Genomic DNA, 16,540 nt, shown 5'->3' on the forward strand with positions numbered 1-16,540 from the left:
CCTCCCACCGCTTGCCTTGGCTCGCCTTTTCATTATGGGGGATGCGAATCCTGCGCCCAAACCGGGCGCTCACACGCAACCAGGAAGGCGAGAATGGCAAACCGTCCGCTGTCACCACATTTGCAGATCTGGAAATGGGGCCCGGCCATGCTGGTCTCCATCCTTCACCGTGTCACGGGTGACGGGATGGCTCTGGTCGGCCTGTTCGTCATGTTGTGGTGGCTCGGCGCGCTGGCGAGCGGGCCGGAATACTACGATTTGTTCGTTACGCTGATGACTTCGCCGCTCGGTTATGTCGTGCTCGTTGGCCTGACCTGGGCTTTCTTTACGCACCTGATGTCGGGTCTGCGGCACTTCGTGCTCGATGTCGGCGCAGGGTACGAACTTTCCAAAAACAAGATGTGGTCGATCCTGTCGCCGGTGATCGCCATCATTCTGACCATCGCCTTCTGGGCGGTGATTCTGACACGCTGAGGCAGGGAAACATGGGCAACGGAACTTCCATCGGACGCGTGCGGGGGCTTGGCTCCGCGCATGGTGGCGCGCATCATTGGCTGTTGCAGCGCTTTACCGCTATCGGCAACCTGGTGCTGATGATCTGGTTCATCACTTCTGTGCTGCTCCTGCCTGATCTGAACTACGCGACGGCGAGCGAATGGATATCCGCACCTGTGCCCGCGACAGCGATGGCCTTGCTCGTCATCAGCACGTTCTGGCATGCCCGTCTGGGTCTGCAGGTCCTGATTGAAGACTACGTCCACGACCATGGCAGCAAGTTCGCAGTTATCGCGTTGCTTAACCTTGCCATCTTCGCCGGGGCTGCCTTTGCCCTGTTCTGTATTGTCCGCCTGGCGCTGGGAGGCGCGTAACATGGCTTCTCAGCCCGCATACAAGATCATCGACCACACCTACGATACGGTGGTTGTCGGCGCCGGCGGCTCGGGCCTGCGCGCAACCATGGGTTCGGCGGAAGCCGGTCTCAAGACGGCCTGCATCACCAAGGTGTTCCCGACGCGTAGCCACACTGTCGCGGCACAGGGCGGCATTGCCGCCTCGCTCGGCAACAATACGCCGGATCACTGGACCTGGCATATGTACGACACCGTCAAGGGGTCTGACTGGCTGGGTGACCAGGACGCCATCGAATACATGGTGCGTGAGGCGCCGCAGGCAGTTTACGAACTGGAACACGCAGGGGTTCCGTTCAGCCGCAATCAGGACGGCACTATCTATCAGCGCCCGTTTGGCGGCCACATGCAGAACATGGGCGATGGCCCGCCGGTGCAGCGCACTTGCGCCGCTGCCGATCGTACCGGCCATGCAATGCTGCACGCGCTCTATCAGCAGAGCCTGAAGTACGATGCGGATTTCTTCATCGAATACTTCGCAATCGACCTGATCATGGAAAACGGCCAGTGCCGTGGTGTGATCGCTTTGTGTCTGGATGACGGTTCTATCCACCGGTTCCGGAGCCACGCGGTCGTGCTGGCGACCGGGGGCTACGGCCGTTGCTATTTCACTGCGACGTCTGCCCACACCTGCACCGGTGATGGCGGGGGCATGGTGTTGCGTGCTGGCTTGCCGTTGCAGGATATGGAATTCGTCCAGTTCCACCCCACGGGAATTTATGGTGCAGGCGTGCTCATCACGGAAGGTGCCCGCGGTGAAGGCGGTTATCTGACCAACTCCGAGGGCGAGCGGTTCATGGAGCGCTATGCGCCTTCGGCCAAGGACCTCGCCAGCCGTGACGTTGTTTCGCGGTCGATGGCATTGGAAATCCGTGAAGGTCGCGGGGTCGGCCCGCACAAGGACCATATTTACCTGCACCTCGATCACATCGATCCGAAGGTTTTGGGTGAACGCCTGCCGGGCATCACGGAAAGCGGCAAGATTTTCGCGGGTGTCGATTTGACGCGCCAGCCGCTGCCCGTGGTTCCGACCGTGCACTACAACATGGGCGGTATTCCCACGAACTATCACGGCCAGGTGATCAACCCGACCGACGGCAATCCGGATTCGGTTGTGCCGGGGCTCTATGCCGTGGGTGAGGCCGCTTGTGTTTCCGTCCATGGGGCGAATCGTCTGGGCTCCAACTCGCTGATCGACCTTGTGGTGTTCGGTCGTGCAACCGGCCTGCACCTCAAGGAGACGATCAAGCCGGGTACGGCACACGATGGCCTGCCGAAGGATAGTGCGGACATGGCATTGTCGCGCCTCGATCACTTCCGCAATGCCAAGGGCGGATCGCCCACGGCAGAAGTCCGCATCGAGATGCAGCGCACGATGTCTGCCCATGCCGCAGTGTTCCGTACCGACGAATTGATGTCGGAAGGCGTGACGAAGCTGGCGGATACATACAAGCGGATGGAAGACATCCATGTTTCGGACCAATCGCTGATCTGGAACTCGGACCTCGTCGAGACGATGGAACTCGACAACCTCATCAGCCAGGCCAGCGTCACCATGAGCGGGGCCTATGCCCGCAAGGAAAGCCGTGGGGCCCACGCGCATGAGGATTTCCCCAATCGCGACGACGCCAACTGGATGAAGCACACGGTCGCATGGTTCGACGGCTGGGGCGGCAAGGGAGGCGCGGTGAAGCTCGATTATCGTCCGGTTCACGAATATACGCTGACCGAAGACGTTGAATACATTAAGCCGAAGGCACGCGTTTACTGATGCATGGACGGCACGCCGGTTATTCGGCGTGCCGTTGCTTCCGGTTTTGCTCGGGAGGCGCCAGATATGGCGGAAACGGCGAGTAAACCGCCACTGCATGGGCAGAGCGACGAGGAACATCGCGCGTTGGCTTTGAAAGCGCGGGCTGAACGCCGTGCTGCGGCTGTCGCTCTCGGCGTTGATGCGGACTACGTTTCTCGTTTCGTCGATAGTTTTTATGACAAGATCCGACAGGATGACCTGTTGGGCCCCATTTTTGCGGCTCGCGTTTCCGATTGGGATGAACACCTGGGACGGATGAAGCGGTTCTGGCGCTCCATACTGTTCAGCAGTGCCGAATATTCCGGGAGCCCTATGCCCCGGCATGTGGCTATCTCAGGTCTTGAGGCGGGGCACTTCGCGCATTGGCTCACTCTGTTCTATGCTACGCTGCGTGAACAGGGCGGCAATGAAGAGGCGGTGGCTTTCGTTGGCGGACGTGCCCGCATGATTGCAGACAGCCTGCTGACGGGAATTACGCTTCATCGCGATGGGCTTGTCGGCAACCGGGCAGGGGCGGAGCTCCCTCGTCCCTGAAAGGGCTTACCGCCAGCGCAGCATTTCCGGATTCAATTGATTGACAGCCGTCACGCCCATCAATTTCATGTCGCGCACGATTTCGTCACGCATGATTTCCAGCGCCCGTTCCACCCCGGCCTGTCCCGCAGCCGCGAGCGCATAGAGATAGAGGCGCCCGCCAGAGGCGGAATTTGCCCCGGCGCACAGGCTCTTCAACACGTGGGTACCCCGGCGTATGCCGCCGTCGCAGATGATCTCGATCTGCCCGCCTACCGTATCGACGATTTCCTGCAATTGATCGAACGGAGCGCGACTACCGTCCAGTTGCCGACCGCCATGGTTGGAAATCATGATCGCGTCTGCGCCGATTTCCACGGCGCGGCGGGCATCGCTGGCGCTCATTATACCCTTGAGGCAGAATGTTCCGCCCCAGTCCTGCCGGATACGGGCCGCTGTATCCCAGTCCATCGACTGATCGAGCATGGTGGAAAAGTATTCCTGGATCGACACCGGTTGGCTAGTGCCCGCTCCAACATGCGTGTCGAGGTTTGGCAGGCGGAAATTCTCCCGCAACAGATAATTCAAAGTCCAATGAGGTCGCGTCGCGTAGCTGAACAGTGACGACGGCGTGAAACGCGGAGGACTGGAGAAACCGCTGCGCAGGCAACGTTCGCGTTTGCCGCCAACGATCGTGTCGACCGTCAGCGCTATGGCATCGAATTTCGCTGCCTTGCAGCGCTCAATCATTGAGGCATTCAGCCCCTGGTCCTTATGGACATAGAGTTGGAACATCTTGGGCGTCTGGATCATCGCACCGATTTCCTCGATGGAGATCGTCGCGAGGCTGGAAATGCCGCACCAGAGCCCGAACTTTTCTGCAGCACGGGCAACCGCGCGTTCGCCCTGCCAGTAGAAAACGCGCTGCAACGCAGTTGGCGAAAGGACTAGCGGAAGGGCTGTTTCCCGGCCCATGAGAGTGCAGGATGTGTCGATATGTTCGACCCCGGCCAGCACGTTTGGAACGAGATCGGCACTGGCATAGGCGGCGGTGTTCCGCGCTTTGGTCAGTTCATCATCTCCCGCACCATCGATATAGTCGAATACTGGCCAGGGCAGGCGGCCCTTCGCAAATCGGCGAAAATCGTCGATATTATGGCAGTCGGACAGACGCATAGGCATCGGCTAGCAGAACGAAACTGCGATGCAAACGGTAACCTGCGAGGTTCAGAGGGCATTCATTGCTCGCTGATCATGCACTGTTTACCGCCGGATTTGGGAGAAAGACAATGGCACGTGAACGCAGCCCGGGAATGAAACTGCTCTTCGCGGTGCTGATCGGCGCGGCTTTGATCGTACCCCTGATATTCGTGTACGCGCTGGTCAGTGACCGCCAGTCGCAGTCTCACGTCGCGCAAAACGCGATAACCGCTGGCTGGGGCGGGCAGCAGGTAATTTCGGGCCCGCTCGTCGTCATTCCGTATGAAGCGGAAAGGGTCGAGACGGAGGCGGTCAACGGCCGTTCCGTCAGTCGAACAGTGAAAGTGAGAGAAGAACTTTATCTCGCTCCGCTGGTGCAGAAGGTAAAAACGGAGCTTGCGCCGGAGATGCGGCGCAAGTCGATCTATTCCTCTGTGATCTACACATCGCGGTTGTCGGGTACGGCGAGCTTCGCTTTACCCGAAGATCTTGCCAAGCATGGTGTGCGGCGTGACCAATTGCTGCTGGATCAGGCCGAATTGCGGTTCGGCGTTTCCGATCCGCGCGGGTTGCAAAGCGATGCCAGCGTCACGCTCGACGGTACAGTTCTTCCGCTTCAGCCAGGCAAGGGCGTGGCTGCTAGCGGCAATTCTGGTTTTTATGGCTTTTTTGACTGGAGTTCTGCTGCGCCGGTCGAGGTTTCCTGGCAATACGGGTTGCGGGGCAGTCACTCCTTTACCCTGGTGCCGCGGGGTGGGAATACGCAGTGGCAAGTCTCATCGCCCTGGCCGCATCCCGGCTTTTCAGGCAGTTTTCTGCCGGAAGACAAGAAGATATCCGATCAGGGCTTTACGGCGTCCTATGCCGTACCGAACCTCGCACTTGGACAGGCTCTTGTCATGCTGCAGGATCCGGGCCCACCGCTCGTGACGGACCCCGGCATCGAAATGACTTACGGCCCCGACCGGATGGGTAACGGTTCAAGCATGGCTGCTACCATCGGGCTGGTGGAACCGGTGGATTTGTACAGCCGGGTCGATCGTTCGGTAAAATACGGCTTCCTGTTTATCGGCTTCACTTTCCTTGCGTTCCTGATGTTCGACATCGTGGGCGGTGCACGTGTGGCAGCGGCCGAGTATCTGATGACTGGTGCAGGGCTGGTTCTGTTCTTCGTGCTGTTGCTGGCCTTTGCAGAGGTGATCGGCTTCGCCCTCGCCTACGCATTGGCGAGTTTGGCGATCATTGGCCTCCTGACGGCATATAGTGCGGCGGTGCTGGCAAGCTGGCTGCGTGCGCGCTTTATCGGTGCGCTGCTTCTGGGCTTGTATGCGTTGCTGTATGTCTTGCTAAATCTCGAAGCGTGGTCGCTGCTTATCGGCTCGGTGTTGCTGTTCGCGGCGCTCGCCGGCGTGATGTACGCAACCCGCCGGGTCGATTGGTCGGCGGTAGGCCGTAATGGGGACGGAACGGAAGGGTGAGCCCGTCCGCATCCGTTCCCGGTTTCGATTAATCTAGTCGAAGGTCTGGACTACCGGGCGGGAAACCAATTGGGCCTCATCGCGGTTGCGATTGGCCTTGCGGGCTTGTTTTTCATTTTTCTTGCGCAGCTTCTCGGCCTGTTCGGCCGCCTTGCGATCTGCCTCCATCTTGGCCTTGATGGCTTCGACTTCGTCATCCCGCGCCGGGCGTCCGGGGTAGCGGCAGCCTTTCTGCTGACCAATTCCCTTCAGGTAGGCGCGCCGCATCATGCCTGCGACGATCGCGTCCTGAAATTTGCGTTCATGGGCTTTTGCGCCAGATAATTCACGGATCAGTCCGCGAAAGGGAATGAATGTGCCGACTGCCCATTGGGCCACGCGGCCTGGGTCGAGTGAACGCCCCCTGGCTTCGGCCGTATCGAGATCTTCCCCGAGAATTGCATCGAGATCTGAAACTGCGCCAATGATGGCGCTGCAGCGAGAGAGGCCGACTGTATCGTACGGGTCGGTTCGTGCCTGAACCAGCAATTCCGGTATTTCGTCATTGCTGAGATTGAGGTCCGACAGCGGTGTCTTCGCTACGTCGCCTGCCGTTACGGTATCATCCGTGACAGGTTTTTCAGGCGGCTCGTCCTGATCGCGCGCGAAGGCCGTGGATACAGGGACGAGCGCAAGCACTGCGAGCGCGGCGGGAATGAAACGCATATCGAACCCCCGTGTTATGTTTGCTTCATACCTGAAAACGTATCGCACATATCCTCGTTCCCTGTCTCGATTCCCCTGCGCAGCCATTCCTTTCGCTGGGCGCTGGAGCCATGCGTGAACGCCTCTTCCACAGGCCGGCGCCCGGCATTGCGCATCAAAGTGTCGTCGCCGATCTGATGCGCCGCGTTCAGCCCTTCCTCGATATCGCCCGGTTCGATCAGGTTTCGGTTCTTCGCCGCCCAGACCCCGGCATAGCAATCCGCCTGCAGTTCCATGCGAACCTGTAGCTGGTTTGCGGCGTCGGGATTGCGTTGCTGGGCACGACGGACCTGATCTGCGAGCCCGGTCAACGCCTGCACATGGTGGCCATACTCATGTGCCATGACATAGGCCCGTGCGAAATCGCCGCCAGCACCCAGCCGCTGCTCCATTTCACGATAGAAATCGGTATCGATATAAATTCCGCGGTCGCTCGGGCAGTAGAACGGGCCCATCGCGCTTTGGGCCGCACCGCAACCCGATTGCCCTGACTGGGAATAGAACACCAGCTTCGGCTGACTGAACGGAACACCTGCCTGTGTGAACAGCGGCTCCCACGTCTCGTTGAGTGAGGCGAGTGCAGCGCAACTTTCGCGGCTGAGTGCGTCGGCATTACAGCTTTCCTCAGCATTGGTGCCTGCTTGCTGAACGGATCCCGTGGACGCCGTTTGCTCTCCGGCCTGCTGCAATCCGCCAAGAAGCTGGGTGACATCAATGCCGGTGAAATAGGAAATGGCGAGCGCAACCACTATGGCAACAATGCCCAGCTTTCCTCCTCCGCCGCCCGGAAAACGTGAACCGCCGCCGGATCCGCGCTGGTCCTCCACACGGATATTGCGAGGGTTGAAATCTTTGAGCCGCACGCGTTTCTCCATCGAAAATGTTGCATTTGCGAAAAGGGACTGGACCTTTACCGCCGCTATGGCCCATTTCCTGATAGTCCAAATGCAAGGAGTCGGTAATGTTCCTCAAGGGAAAACGTGCATTGGTGACCGGATCGACCTCCGGTATTGGCCTCGCGATGGCGAAGGCGCTGGCCGCAGAGGGGGCCGAAACAGTCATAACAGGCTTCGGAGATCAGGCGGAGATCAACGCAATCTGTGAGGAGATCGGAGCCTCTTTCGTGGATGCGGACCTGACCACCGTTGCCGGAGCGGAAGCATTGATGGCAGGTGCCGGGGATGTCGATATTCTGATCAACAATGCCGGTATGCAGCATGTTTCCCCCGTCGAGGATTTTCCGGTCGACAAGTGGGACAAGATCATCGCGCTCAATCTCAGCGCGGCCTTCCATACCATTCGACTATCGGTGCCATATATGAAGGCGCAGGGCTGGGGGCGGATCATCAATACCGCCAGCGCCCATTCGCTGACGGCGTCGCCGTTCAAATCCGCTTATGTTTCGGCCAAGCATGGCCTTGCGGGCCTGACCAAGACGGTGGCGCTCGAACTGGCGCAAAGTGGTGTGACGGCCAATTGCATCAGCCCCGGATATGTCTGGACCCCGTTGGTGGAAAACCAGATTCCGGATACGATGAAGGCGCGTAACCTGACGCGTGAGCAGGTCATCAATGACGTGCTACTCGCCGGCCAACCGACAAAGCGCTTTACTCACGTCGAGGATCTTGGCGCCATGGCGGTATTTCTCTGTCGTGAAGAAGCGGGCAATATCACCGGCTCGAACTTCTCCATGGACGGCGGATGGACCGCGCAATGAGGGGGCTGTGGCGCAGGAAGGTTTGACGGACTGCAACAAATCTTTGCTGACCCCCTAGCGGGTGTCAAAAAGCGCGGTTACATGGGCCGCCACGATTCTACGCGTACAGGAAAGCGGTGGCACCCATGGATATCCCTACAGGCCTTACATTCGACGACGTCCTGCTGCGTCCGGCCGAAAGCGATATCCTGCCATCGCAGGCGGATACATCGACGCAGTTGACCAGGGCGATCCGGCTGAACATTCCGGTAATATCCGCCGCGATGGACACGGTGACTGAATCGGACATGGCGATCGTCATGGCGCAGTTGGGCGGCATCGGCGTTCTGCATCGGAACCTGACCGTCAAACAGCAAAGCGCCGCTGTGAAAGCCGTGAAGCGGTTCGAAAGCGGTATGGTGGTCAATCCCATCACAATCGAACCCGATGCGACCTTGGGCGCCGCCCAGGCTTTGATGCAGGTTAACAAGATCAGCGGCATTCCCGTCGTAGAGGGAAGTGGCAAGCTGGTCGGTATCCTGACGCATCGGGATGTTCGTTTTGCCGACAATCCGAACCAGCCGGTACGAGAGTTGATGACGCGCGATAACCTGGCGACAGTCGCTCCCGGTGTCAGCCAGGAGGAAGCGCGCCGTTTGCTGCACCAGCGGCGGATCGAGAAATTGCTGGTGGTTGACGACGCCTATCGTTGCATCGGGCTGATTACGGTGAAGGACATCGAAAAGGCGGTTACCTACCCGCATGCAACCAAGGACAGCGCCGGGCGGCTTCGTGTGGCGGCAGCTACGACGGTCGGCGACAAGGGCTTCGAGCGGACCGAAGCGCTGATTAACGCAGAGTGCGATGTCATCATCATCGACACTGCCCATGGCCACAACAAGGAAGTGGCCAAGGCTGTGGAGCGGGTGAAGAAGCTCTCCAATGCCGTTCAGGTCGTAGCCGGGAATGTTGCTACCGCTGAAGCGACCAAAGCACTGATCGGCGCGGGTGCAGATGCCGTAAAGGTCGGAATCGGTCCTGGTTCGATTTGCACTACGCGGATCGTTGCCGGTGTCGGTGTTCCCCAACTCACCGCGATCATGGAAAGTGCGGAGGAAGCGGCCAAGGCTGGTGTTCCGATTATCGGGGACGGTGGGCTGCGGACTTCCGGCGATGCTGCCAAGGCTTTGGCGGCTGGTGCTTCCACTGTCATGGTGGGGTCCCTTCTGGCGGGAACGGAGGAAGCTCCGGGTGAAACTTTCCTTTACCAGGGGCGGGCCTACAAGTCGTATCGCGGCATGGGTTCTGTCGGGGCCATGGCCAGGGGCAGTGCCGACCGCTATTTCCAGCAGGACATCAAGGATCAGATGAAACTGGTTCCTGAGGGGATCGAAGGGCAAGTACCCTACAAGGGGCCAGCGCGGGATGTGGTCCACCAACTGGTCGGCGGGATCAAGGCTGCCATGGGCTATACCGGATCTGCGACGATCGAAGACTTGCGGACACGGGCGAAATTTATTCGAATCACCAATTCAGGCCTTGCGGAAAGCCATGTCCATGACGTGTCGATCACGCGCGAAGCGCCCAATTATCCGACGCGATAGGATGATCGTTTCTCCCCTCCCGCTTGCGGGAGGGGCCGGGAATGGGCCGCTTTCCGGCAGGACCTGTTTCCAGCCTCTACCCATTTTTCGCGGCCCTTGTCGCATGGTTGGGCTCTCGTGACGCCTGCCGCTCGCGTCCAGGCGGCAATAGAGTTGCTCGATCTTGTCATTGAGGCGGCCCGCAGTCGGGGCGCACCAGCGGACAGGATCGTGGCGGAATGGTTCCGTTCCCGCCGTTTCGCCGGATCGAAGGATCGGCGTGCTGTGCGGGAGCTGCTCTATCGTGCAATCCGGGTCTGTGGACCTGTTCCTCCGACTGGACGGTCCGCGATGTTGCGGCTGGCGGCGGACGATCAATCACTGGTCACTTTGTTCGACGGCTCTCGCCACGGGCCTGCGCCTTTATGTGACGATGAAGAGGTGGCTGAAGGCGGTTGCGCTCCAGCCTGGCTGGAAGACCGCCTTCGTGCATCGGACATCGCAGGAGAAGAACTGGAGGCGTTGCTCGATCGGGCTCCCCTCGATCTACGAATCAACACGCTACGCGGCGCAGACCCCTTGCTGCCAATTGCTGGGGACGTGACGCAGGCTCGAAATGCCTTGCGCTATCCGGCCGGCACACAGGTTGAACGGTGGGATGCCTTTCGTGACGGCGCGGTCGAAGTTCAGGATACCGGCTCTCAACTGGCTTGTGAGGCACTGGGCGTTCAGCCGGGGCAAACCGTAGTCGATTTTTGCGCTGGGGCGGGTGGTAAAACACTCTCACTTGCGGCTGCGATGGAAAACAAGGGGCGATTGCTCGCCTGCGATGTGGATCGTGCCAGACTCTCCCGGCTTGCCCCACGCGTGGAACGGGCAGGGGTGACCAATGTGGAAACACGGCTGCTCGATGCAGGGCGAGAGACAGCGGGACTGACCGATTGGGCGGGAATTGCCGATGCGGTCCTGGTGGATGCTCCTTGTTCGGGCACGGGCACATGGCGGCGTAACCCCGAAGCCCGCTGGCGGCTCAATGAAGATGAACTGGCCCGGACCTGCACGCTGCAGCAACGGGTGCTGGATATGGCGGCCAGTCTGGTCAGGCCGGGCGGGCGTCTCCTCTATGTCGTTTGCTCATTGCTGGACGAGGAGGGCGGCGATCAGATAGACTGCTTCCTCTCCACGCACCGGGGATGGCAGATCGAACCATTTGTACTGCCGGCAGGCCGGGAAAGAAGCGGGGGAGTGCGGTTGACCCCCCTTCATGACGGGACTGATGGATTTTTCATCGCACGTCTCGTTTCGCCGTGTTAGCATCTCGATTCATGGCGGATCGGTCCATATCTACGATGCCTGCCCTGAAGGAGTTTGTGATGCGTTATTATCCCGCTGCTATTGCCTTGTCGCTGATCTGCGCGGTCAGTGCCAGCGTGGGCAATGGTGCGACAGTTGCTCCGCCAGACGCGGCGGTGGAACTGCGCGAGCAGGGAAGGGTGGCATTGGCTGCCGGCGAAACACAGGCTGCCATCGACGCGTTCGAGGCGGCGTTGGCCATAGATCCGGCCTACACGACGCTTTATCTCGATTTGGCGCAGGCTGCGCGTAACGAGGGGCTACGGGGTAAGGCGATTCACTATTATCGCGAAATGCTCTCCCGCGATCCGAACAACTTTGCCGCGATCTCTGGTGAAGGCGAGGCAATGGTAGAAATTGGCGCGATGGAAAAGGCGCGCCGCAACCTCGCTCAGTTGCAGAGCCTGTGCGGAGACAGTTGCGAGGAAACCCGTGCATTGGCCGAGGCCCTGACCAAGGCACCGGAGGAGAAAGTGCTGACGGCGGAAGCGGTTACGCCCAAGGCGACCGTAACGCAAAACTGACCTGAGAGGGCTTCTTCTGGCGGGCGTTACAATGCCAGACAGGGCAAGTGTCAGATCAGAGGCCGGAATTCTTCCAGCACGGCGCGGTAAATCGTTTGCTTGAACGGGATGATCAGCGCTGGCAGGATTTCGGGGTCGACCCATTTCCATGCGCTGAATTCAGGCGGATTATGCGCCGCAAGGTCAATGTCTGCATCGTCGCCAGTCAGGCGGGCCAGAAACCATGTTTGCCGTTGCCCGATGTACTTGCCCTTCCAGAGCTTTCCTTTCAGTTCCCCGGGTAGATCGTAATAGAGTTCCCTGGCCATTTGTGCCTCGATCCGCACCTTGTTCGCGAGCAGGCCCGTTTCTTCCCACAGTTCGCGCAGCGCGGCATCGCCGCTGTCTTCCCCTTTGTCGATACCGCCCTGCGGCATTTGCCACCAGTCGCCTTCCTTGGTGTCGATGCGCTTTCCCACGAATGCAGAACCGGAAGCGTTGACCAACATGATGCCGGCGCACGGGCGATAAAGCTTGGGATCGGGATTTGTCATGAATAGCGTTCCAGCATCTGTGTCATGGTTTGCAGAATGATTTCCAGGTCCTTTTGTGCGCTTGGGATCGCTTTGCGCAAGGTCATAAAACCATGGATCATCCCGGCAATTTCCAATGTTTGAAGCGGGGTTCCGGTTCCTGCCAGTTTGGTTCCATATTCGCGGCCTGAATCCCGTAACGGGTCAAGCGCAGCAGTGACCAGCAGGGTAGGCGGCATTTGCGCACCTGTGTGGAGAATGGGGTAGTGTCGTGGATCGTCCATGGGCGCCGCATAGGCTGAGTGAAACCGGAACATGGCCTCGCGAGTGAGGAAATGGCCGCTGCGGAACGCGCGATAGCTTTCGTGATCGCCGATTGGGCCGGTTAGCGGATAGACCGGAACCTGCATTGCGACTGGAAGCATTGCAGGCCGGGCTGATAGTGCTTGCGCGGTAACAATGGCGAGATTGCCGCCCGCACTGTCCCCCATGAGAATGAGCCCGCTAAGTGGCGCCCCAATGGCTTCCGCCAATTCCGGATGTTGTTGCGCGACCCAATATGCGGCAGCCGCGCAAGCGTTCGGGGCTGCGGGAAAAGGATGCTCGGGCGCCAGAGGATAATCGACGGCCACCAGAGGCAGGTTCGTTTGCACGGCGATTTCGCTGCACAGGCTGTCGTAGGAATCCAGATCGCCCAGCATGAAGCCGCCACCATGAAAATAGAGGATGACGGGCCCCTCTTCGCGCCCCTTGCTATCGGTGTGTGCATGATAAAGGCGCAAACGGAGCGGCCCAGTGGGGCCTGCGCATGAGAATTCGCGTATCGTTGCCAGCGTGTTCAGTTGTGTATCGGATTGCGCCAGCATTTGAGAAAACGCGGCGCGTGCAAGAGGCAAATCGTCTCCCGGGATCAAGCCGTTGGCGCGTCCCTCCATCGACATGAGGAAAGCGCGAACATCCTCCCGAACGTAACTGCTTGAGACATTCATGATTATTCCTGCTTAAATTTCTGCTGGAAAATTGCCATTGCTGTTTGCCTTCCCCCAACAAAAACTTCATTGCCGCAGAACCGGTGTGGGAATAGTGCGTTGGTTATATCGCAACATCCGCCCATGCCGGGTGGGAAGAGGTGAGTGAATGGCAAGTTCCGTGGCAGCGGCCGACACGGCCCCTATTACACATACCGACGCGCCGGAGGCCGTGGTTGTCCGCTTTGCGGGCGATAGCGGCGACGGCATGCAGCTTACAGGTGGTCAGTTTACACTCTCCACCGCGCTGGCTGGAAATGATCTGGCTACGTTCCCTGATTTTCCGGCGGAAATTCGTGCGCCACAGGGGACCTTGTTCGGCGTATCCGCTTTCCAGATCAATTTCGGGTCCACTGATATCAGTACAGCAGGCGATGCGCCGGATGTACTGGTCGCGATGAATCCGGCGGCGCTGAAGACCAACGTTGAAGCGCTCAAGCCCGGCGGGCTGATTATCGCTGATACGGGTGAGTTTACCAAGCGCAACCTCGAAAAGGCGAAGTACGACAGCAATCCGATTGAGGATGGCAGCCTTTCCAAATGGGATCTGCTGGCTTTCGACATCAGTGCGTTGACGATCGAGGCAGTGAAGCCTTTTGGTCTCGGCAACAAGGAAGCTCTGCGCTGCAAGAACATGTGGACGCTGGGGCTGGCATTGTGGATGTTCGACCGTGACCGGCAGCCGATTGTCGACTGGCTCAATTCCAAGTTTGCCAAGAAACCGGAAATTGCCGAAGCGAACATCGCGGCGCTCAACGCGGGCCATGCCTATGGTGAGACTGCGGAAATCGCTGGGCCGCTCCGCAAGCTGCATCTCGATCCGGTTCAACAGACGCCGGGTCTTTATCGCACGATTACCGGCGCAGAAGCGGTAAGCCTGGGGTTGGTTGCAGGCGCTCAGCTTGCGGGCCTGCAGATGTTCTTCGGCGGTTATCCGATCACACCGGCGTCGGCGATCCTGCACAATCTTACCAAGATGAAGGAATTCGGGGTCACGACCTTCCAGGCGGAAGACGAGATCGCCGCAATCTGCTCCGCGATCGGCGCGTCTTATGCTGGTCACCTTGGGGTTACGTCTTCATCGGGCCCCGGCATCGCTCTCAAGGGCGAAGCGATGGGTTTGGCGGTCATGACTGAATTGCCGCTGGTGATTGTCAATTCACAGCGTGGTGGGCCTTCAACGGGGCTTCCGACCAAGACGGAGCAATCCGATCTCTATCAGGCGATTTATGGCCGCAATGGCGATACGCCGTTGCCCGTGATTGCTGCGCGCAGCCCTTCCGATGCGTTTGAATGCGCGATCGAAGCCTGCCGGATCGCGGTGCAGTTCATGACGCCGGTCATGCTGTTGACCGACGGCTATATCGGTAACGCGGCTGAGCCTTGGAAGGTGCCGGATCCGAACGATTATGACCCGTTCCCGGCGAAATTCCTGACCGAAAAGAATGGGCCGGACGATACGCTACTGCCTTACAAGCGTGATGGGCACGGCGTTCGCCCCTGGATCAAGCCCGGTACTCCCGGCCTGATGCATCGTATTGGCGGGATCGAAAAGGCGATCGATACCGGCAATCTCGACTATGCGCCCACCACTCACCAGGCTCAGACGGACGCCCGCAAGGCGAAGGTTGATGGCGTGGCGAATGCGGTGCCGCTTCAGGACGTCAGCTTGGGGAATACTTCGGGCAAGCTGGCCGTGGTCGGCTGGGGTTCGACCTTCGGCCCGATCCATCAGGCAGTGCGGAGAGCGCGGGCCAAGGGGATGGACGTGAGCCATATTCATGTTCGCCATGTATGGCCGTTGCCGCGTAATCTGGGTGATTTGCTCAGGAGTTACAAAAAGATCCTGGTTCCCGAAATGAATACGGGTCAGTTCAAGACTGTGCTGCGCGATCAGTTCCTGGTCGATGCACAGCCTTTGAACAAGGTTTCGGGGCAGCCCTTTGCCATTGCGGAAATCGAAGCGGCGATCGCCGCGTTCTTCGATAATATTCCCGATAACGAAGGCGGGGAAGTGGAGCCGAACAGGAGCCAGCTTCCCAGCGTGAAGGCGGAAAATCAATGAACGAGATGACGACTATCACCACCACGCTCAAGGACTGGGAAACCGACCAGGAAGTTCGCTGGTGCCCTGGTTGTGGTGACTACGCAATTCTCAAGGCGGTGCAACGTACGCTGCCGGAGATCGGCGCGGATCCGGCCAATACAGTGTTCGTGTCGGGTATCGGCTGTTCAAGCCGGTTCCCTTACTACGTCGAAAGCTACGGCTTCCACACGATCCATGGTCGGGCCCCGGCATTCGCGACTGGTATAAAGCTGTCCAATCCGGAACTCGACGTTTGGCTGATCACTGGTGACGGTGATGGTATGTCGATCGGTGGCAATCATACGATGCACGTGATCCGCCGGAACCTGAATTGCCAGATCATGTTGTTCAACAACGAGATCTACGGGCTGACGAAGGGGCAATATTCCCCGACCAGTCGGGTTGGCACATCCAGCCCTTCGACCCCGATGGGATCGGTCGATCGTCCTGCATTGCCATGTGCTTTTGCACTCGGTTCCGGGGCACGTTTCATCGCTCGGGCCTATGACGTATCCAAGGATCTGTCGGGGGTATTGAAGGCCGCCCATGCGCACAAGGGTGCGGCGTTTATCGAGATCTTCCAGAACTGCATCGTTTACAACAAGGATCGGTTCGACGATTTCACCGCCAAGGCCAATGCCGCCGGCAACCAGCTCTGGCTCACGAATGGCGAGCCAATGCTGTTCAACAAGGGCACACAGGGCATTGCGCTCGATCAGGAAAGCCTGACCTTGAAGGTGGTGGACGTGATCGATGGCGATTGGCAATCGGCCGGGGTCATTGTGCATGACGTGACCAATCGTTCCGTGGCTCATATGCTGGTTGAAATGCCGTTCGGTCCATTCCCGATGGCCTTGGGCGTCATCTATGATGATCCTCGTCCGACGTACGAAGAGTCGGTTCTGGGGCAGGATGCCAAGGCGCGTGAGGGTAAAGTTGCTGACCTCGGCAAGTTACTCGCCAAAGGGCAAACCTGGACTGTCGGGGAGTAAGGATCGGATTCGGCCTGTTCTTTGCGGTCGCTGCGATATGTGGACATCCGGGGGGATTTACCCCCCGGATTCCTCCACTGAAAGCGACGTAGCGACATAGGCAGGCCCGG

16 protein-coding genes are annotated in these 16,540 nt (G+C 59.2%); 11 read left to right on the top strand and 5 right to left on the bottom strand.

What is annotated here, in order from left to right; genetic code table 11:
• Positions 1 to 93 precede the first annotated feature (93 nt).
• From sdhC to MB02_RS13190, 4 genes are all read left to right on the top strand, one after another.
• Entirely contained in the window at positions 94 to 474 is a 381-nt protein-coding gene (gene sdhC / locus MB02_RS13175) for a succinate dehydrogenase, cytochrome b556 subunit (RefSeq protein ID WP_067538404.1), read from the top strand.
• 11 nt (positions 475 to 485) lie between these two features.
• A complete protein-coding gene (gene sdhD, locus MB02_RS13180; RefSeq protein WP_067538410.1) occupies positions 486 to 869 on the top strand; it encodes a succinate dehydrogenase, hydrophobic membrane anchor protein in 384 nt (127 codons plus the stop codon).
• 1 nt (position 870) lies between these two features.
• Positions 871 to 2,679: a succinate dehydrogenase flavoprotein subunit gene (gene sdhA, locus MB02_RS13185; protein ID WP_067538416.1), complete on the top strand. Its 1,809-nt coding sequence runs from the start codon at positions 871 to 873 to the stop codon at positions 2,677 to 2,679.
• A 66-nt stretch (positions 2,680 to 2,745) separates the two neighbouring features.
• Positions 2,746 to 3,255, top strand: a complete 510-nt coding sequence (locus tag MB02_RS13190) for a group III truncated hemoglobin (RefSeq protein WP_067538422.1) — start codon at positions 2,746 to 2,748, stop codon at positions 3,253 to 3,255.
• Between the two features lie 6 nt (positions 3,256 to 3,261).
• Here the strand turns inward: MB02_RS13190 and MB02_RS13195 are convergent, their stop codons facing one another.
• A complete protein-coding gene (locus MB02_RS13195; RefSeq protein WP_067538426.1) occupies positions 3,262 to 4,410 on the bottom strand; it encodes an alpha-hydroxy acid oxidase in 1,149 nt (382 codons plus the stop codon).
• A gap of 113 nt (positions 4,411 to 4,523) precedes the next feature.
• Between MB02_RS13195 and creD the strand changes: the two genes are divergently transcribed.
• On the top strand, positions 4,524 to 5,912 hold the full coding sequence (gene creD / locus MB02_RS13200) for a cell envelope integrity protein CreD (protein ID WP_067538431.1): 1,389 nt from the start codon (positions 4,524 to 4,526) through the stop codon (positions 5,910 to 5,912).
• Between the two features lie 33 nt (positions 5,913 to 5,945).
• Here the strand turns inward: creD and MB02_RS13205 are convergent, their stop codons facing one another.
• Entirely contained in the window at positions 5,946 to 6,617 is a 672-nt protein-coding gene (locus MB02_RS13205; protein ID WP_067538433.1) for a hypothetical protein, read from the bottom strand.
• A gap of 14 nt (positions 6,618 to 6,631) precedes the next feature.
• Entirely contained in the window at positions 6,632 to 7,519 is an 888-nt protein-coding gene (gene ypfJ, locus MB02_RS13210; RefSeq protein WP_067538738.1) for a KPN_02809 family neutral zinc metallopeptidase, read from the bottom strand.
• A gap of 98 nt (positions 7,520 to 7,617) precedes the next feature.
• Between ypfJ and MB02_RS13215 the strand changes: the two genes are divergently transcribed.
• The 4 genes from MB02_RS13215 to MB02_RS13230 all read left to right on the top strand — a co-directional run bounded on the left by MB02_RS13215 (position 7,618) and on the right by MB02_RS13230 (position 11,812).
• A complete protein-coding gene (locus MB02_RS13215) occupies positions 7,618 to 8,373 on the top strand; it encodes a 3-hydroxybutyrate dehydrogenase (protein WP_067538436.1) in 756 nt (251 codons plus the stop codon).
• Between the two features lie 125 nt (positions 8,374 to 8,498).
• Positions 8,499 to 9,956 carry an IMP dehydrogenase gene (guaB, locus tag MB02_RS13220; RefSeq protein WP_067538439.1) on the top strand — a complete coding sequence of 486 codons (1,458 nt, stop codon included), beginning with the start codon at positions 8,499 to 8,501 and terminating at the stop codon, positions 9,954 to 9,956.
• Between the two features lie 117 nt (positions 9,957 to 10,073).
• A complete protein-coding gene (locus MB02_RS13225) occupies positions 10,074 to 11,249 on the top strand; it encodes an RsmB/NOP family class I SAM-dependent RNA methyltransferase (protein ID WP_067538741.1) in 1,176 nt (391 codons plus the stop codon).
• A 59-nt stretch (positions 11,250 to 11,308) separates the two neighbouring features.
• Positions 11,309 to 11,812 carry a tetratricopeptide repeat protein gene (locus MB02_RS13230; protein WP_156495518.1) on the top strand — a complete coding sequence of 168 codons (504 nt, stop codon included), beginning with the start codon at positions 11,309 to 11,311 and terminating at the stop codon, positions 11,810 to 11,812.
• 50 nt (positions 11,813 to 11,862) lie between these two features.
• On the opposite strand, the gene MB02_RS13235 is transcribed toward MB02_RS13230, so the two are convergent.
• Together MB02_RS13235 and MB02_RS13240 are read right to left on the bottom strand one after the other, a co-directional pair.
• Entirely contained in the window at positions 11,863 to 12,345 is a 483-nt protein-coding gene (locus MB02_RS13235; protein WP_067538451.1) for an RNA pyrophosphohydrolase, read from the bottom strand.
• Complete coding sequence (locus MB02_RS13240) at positions 12,342 to 13,313, bottom strand: alpha/beta hydrolase (protein ID WP_067538457.1); 972 nt, start codon at positions 13,311 to 13,313, stop codon at positions 12,342 to 12,344. Before MB02_RS13240 ends, MB02_RS13235 begins: the two co-directional genes overlap by 4 nt.
• 148 nt (positions 13,314 to 13,461) lie before the next feature.
• On the opposite strand from MB02_RS13240, the gene MB02_RS13245 reads away from it, so the two are divergent.
• The gene (locus MB02_RS13245; protein WP_067538461.1) at positions 13,462 to 15,417 is read left to right on the top strand and encodes a 2-oxoacid:acceptor oxidoreductase subunit alpha; all 1,956 of its coding nucleotides are present in this window, start codon (positions 13,462 to 13,464) and stop codon (positions 15,415 to 15,417) included.
• On the top strand, positions 15,414 to 16,430 hold the full coding sequence (locus MB02_RS13250; RefSeq protein ID WP_067538464.1) for a 2-oxoacid:ferredoxin oxidoreductase subunit beta: 1,017 nt from the start codon (positions 15,414 to 15,416) through the stop codon (positions 16,428 to 16,430). Before MB02_RS13245 ends, MB02_RS13250 begins: the two co-directional genes overlap by 4 nt.
• The last annotated feature ends 110 nt before the right edge of the window (positions 16,431 to 16,540 follow it).

Source organism: Croceicoccus estronivorus (genome assembly GCF_001625325.1).
Taxonomy (GTDB): domain Bacteria; phylum Pseudomonadota; class Alphaproteobacteria; order Sphingomonadales; family Sphingomonadaceae; genus Caenibius; species Caenibius estronivorus.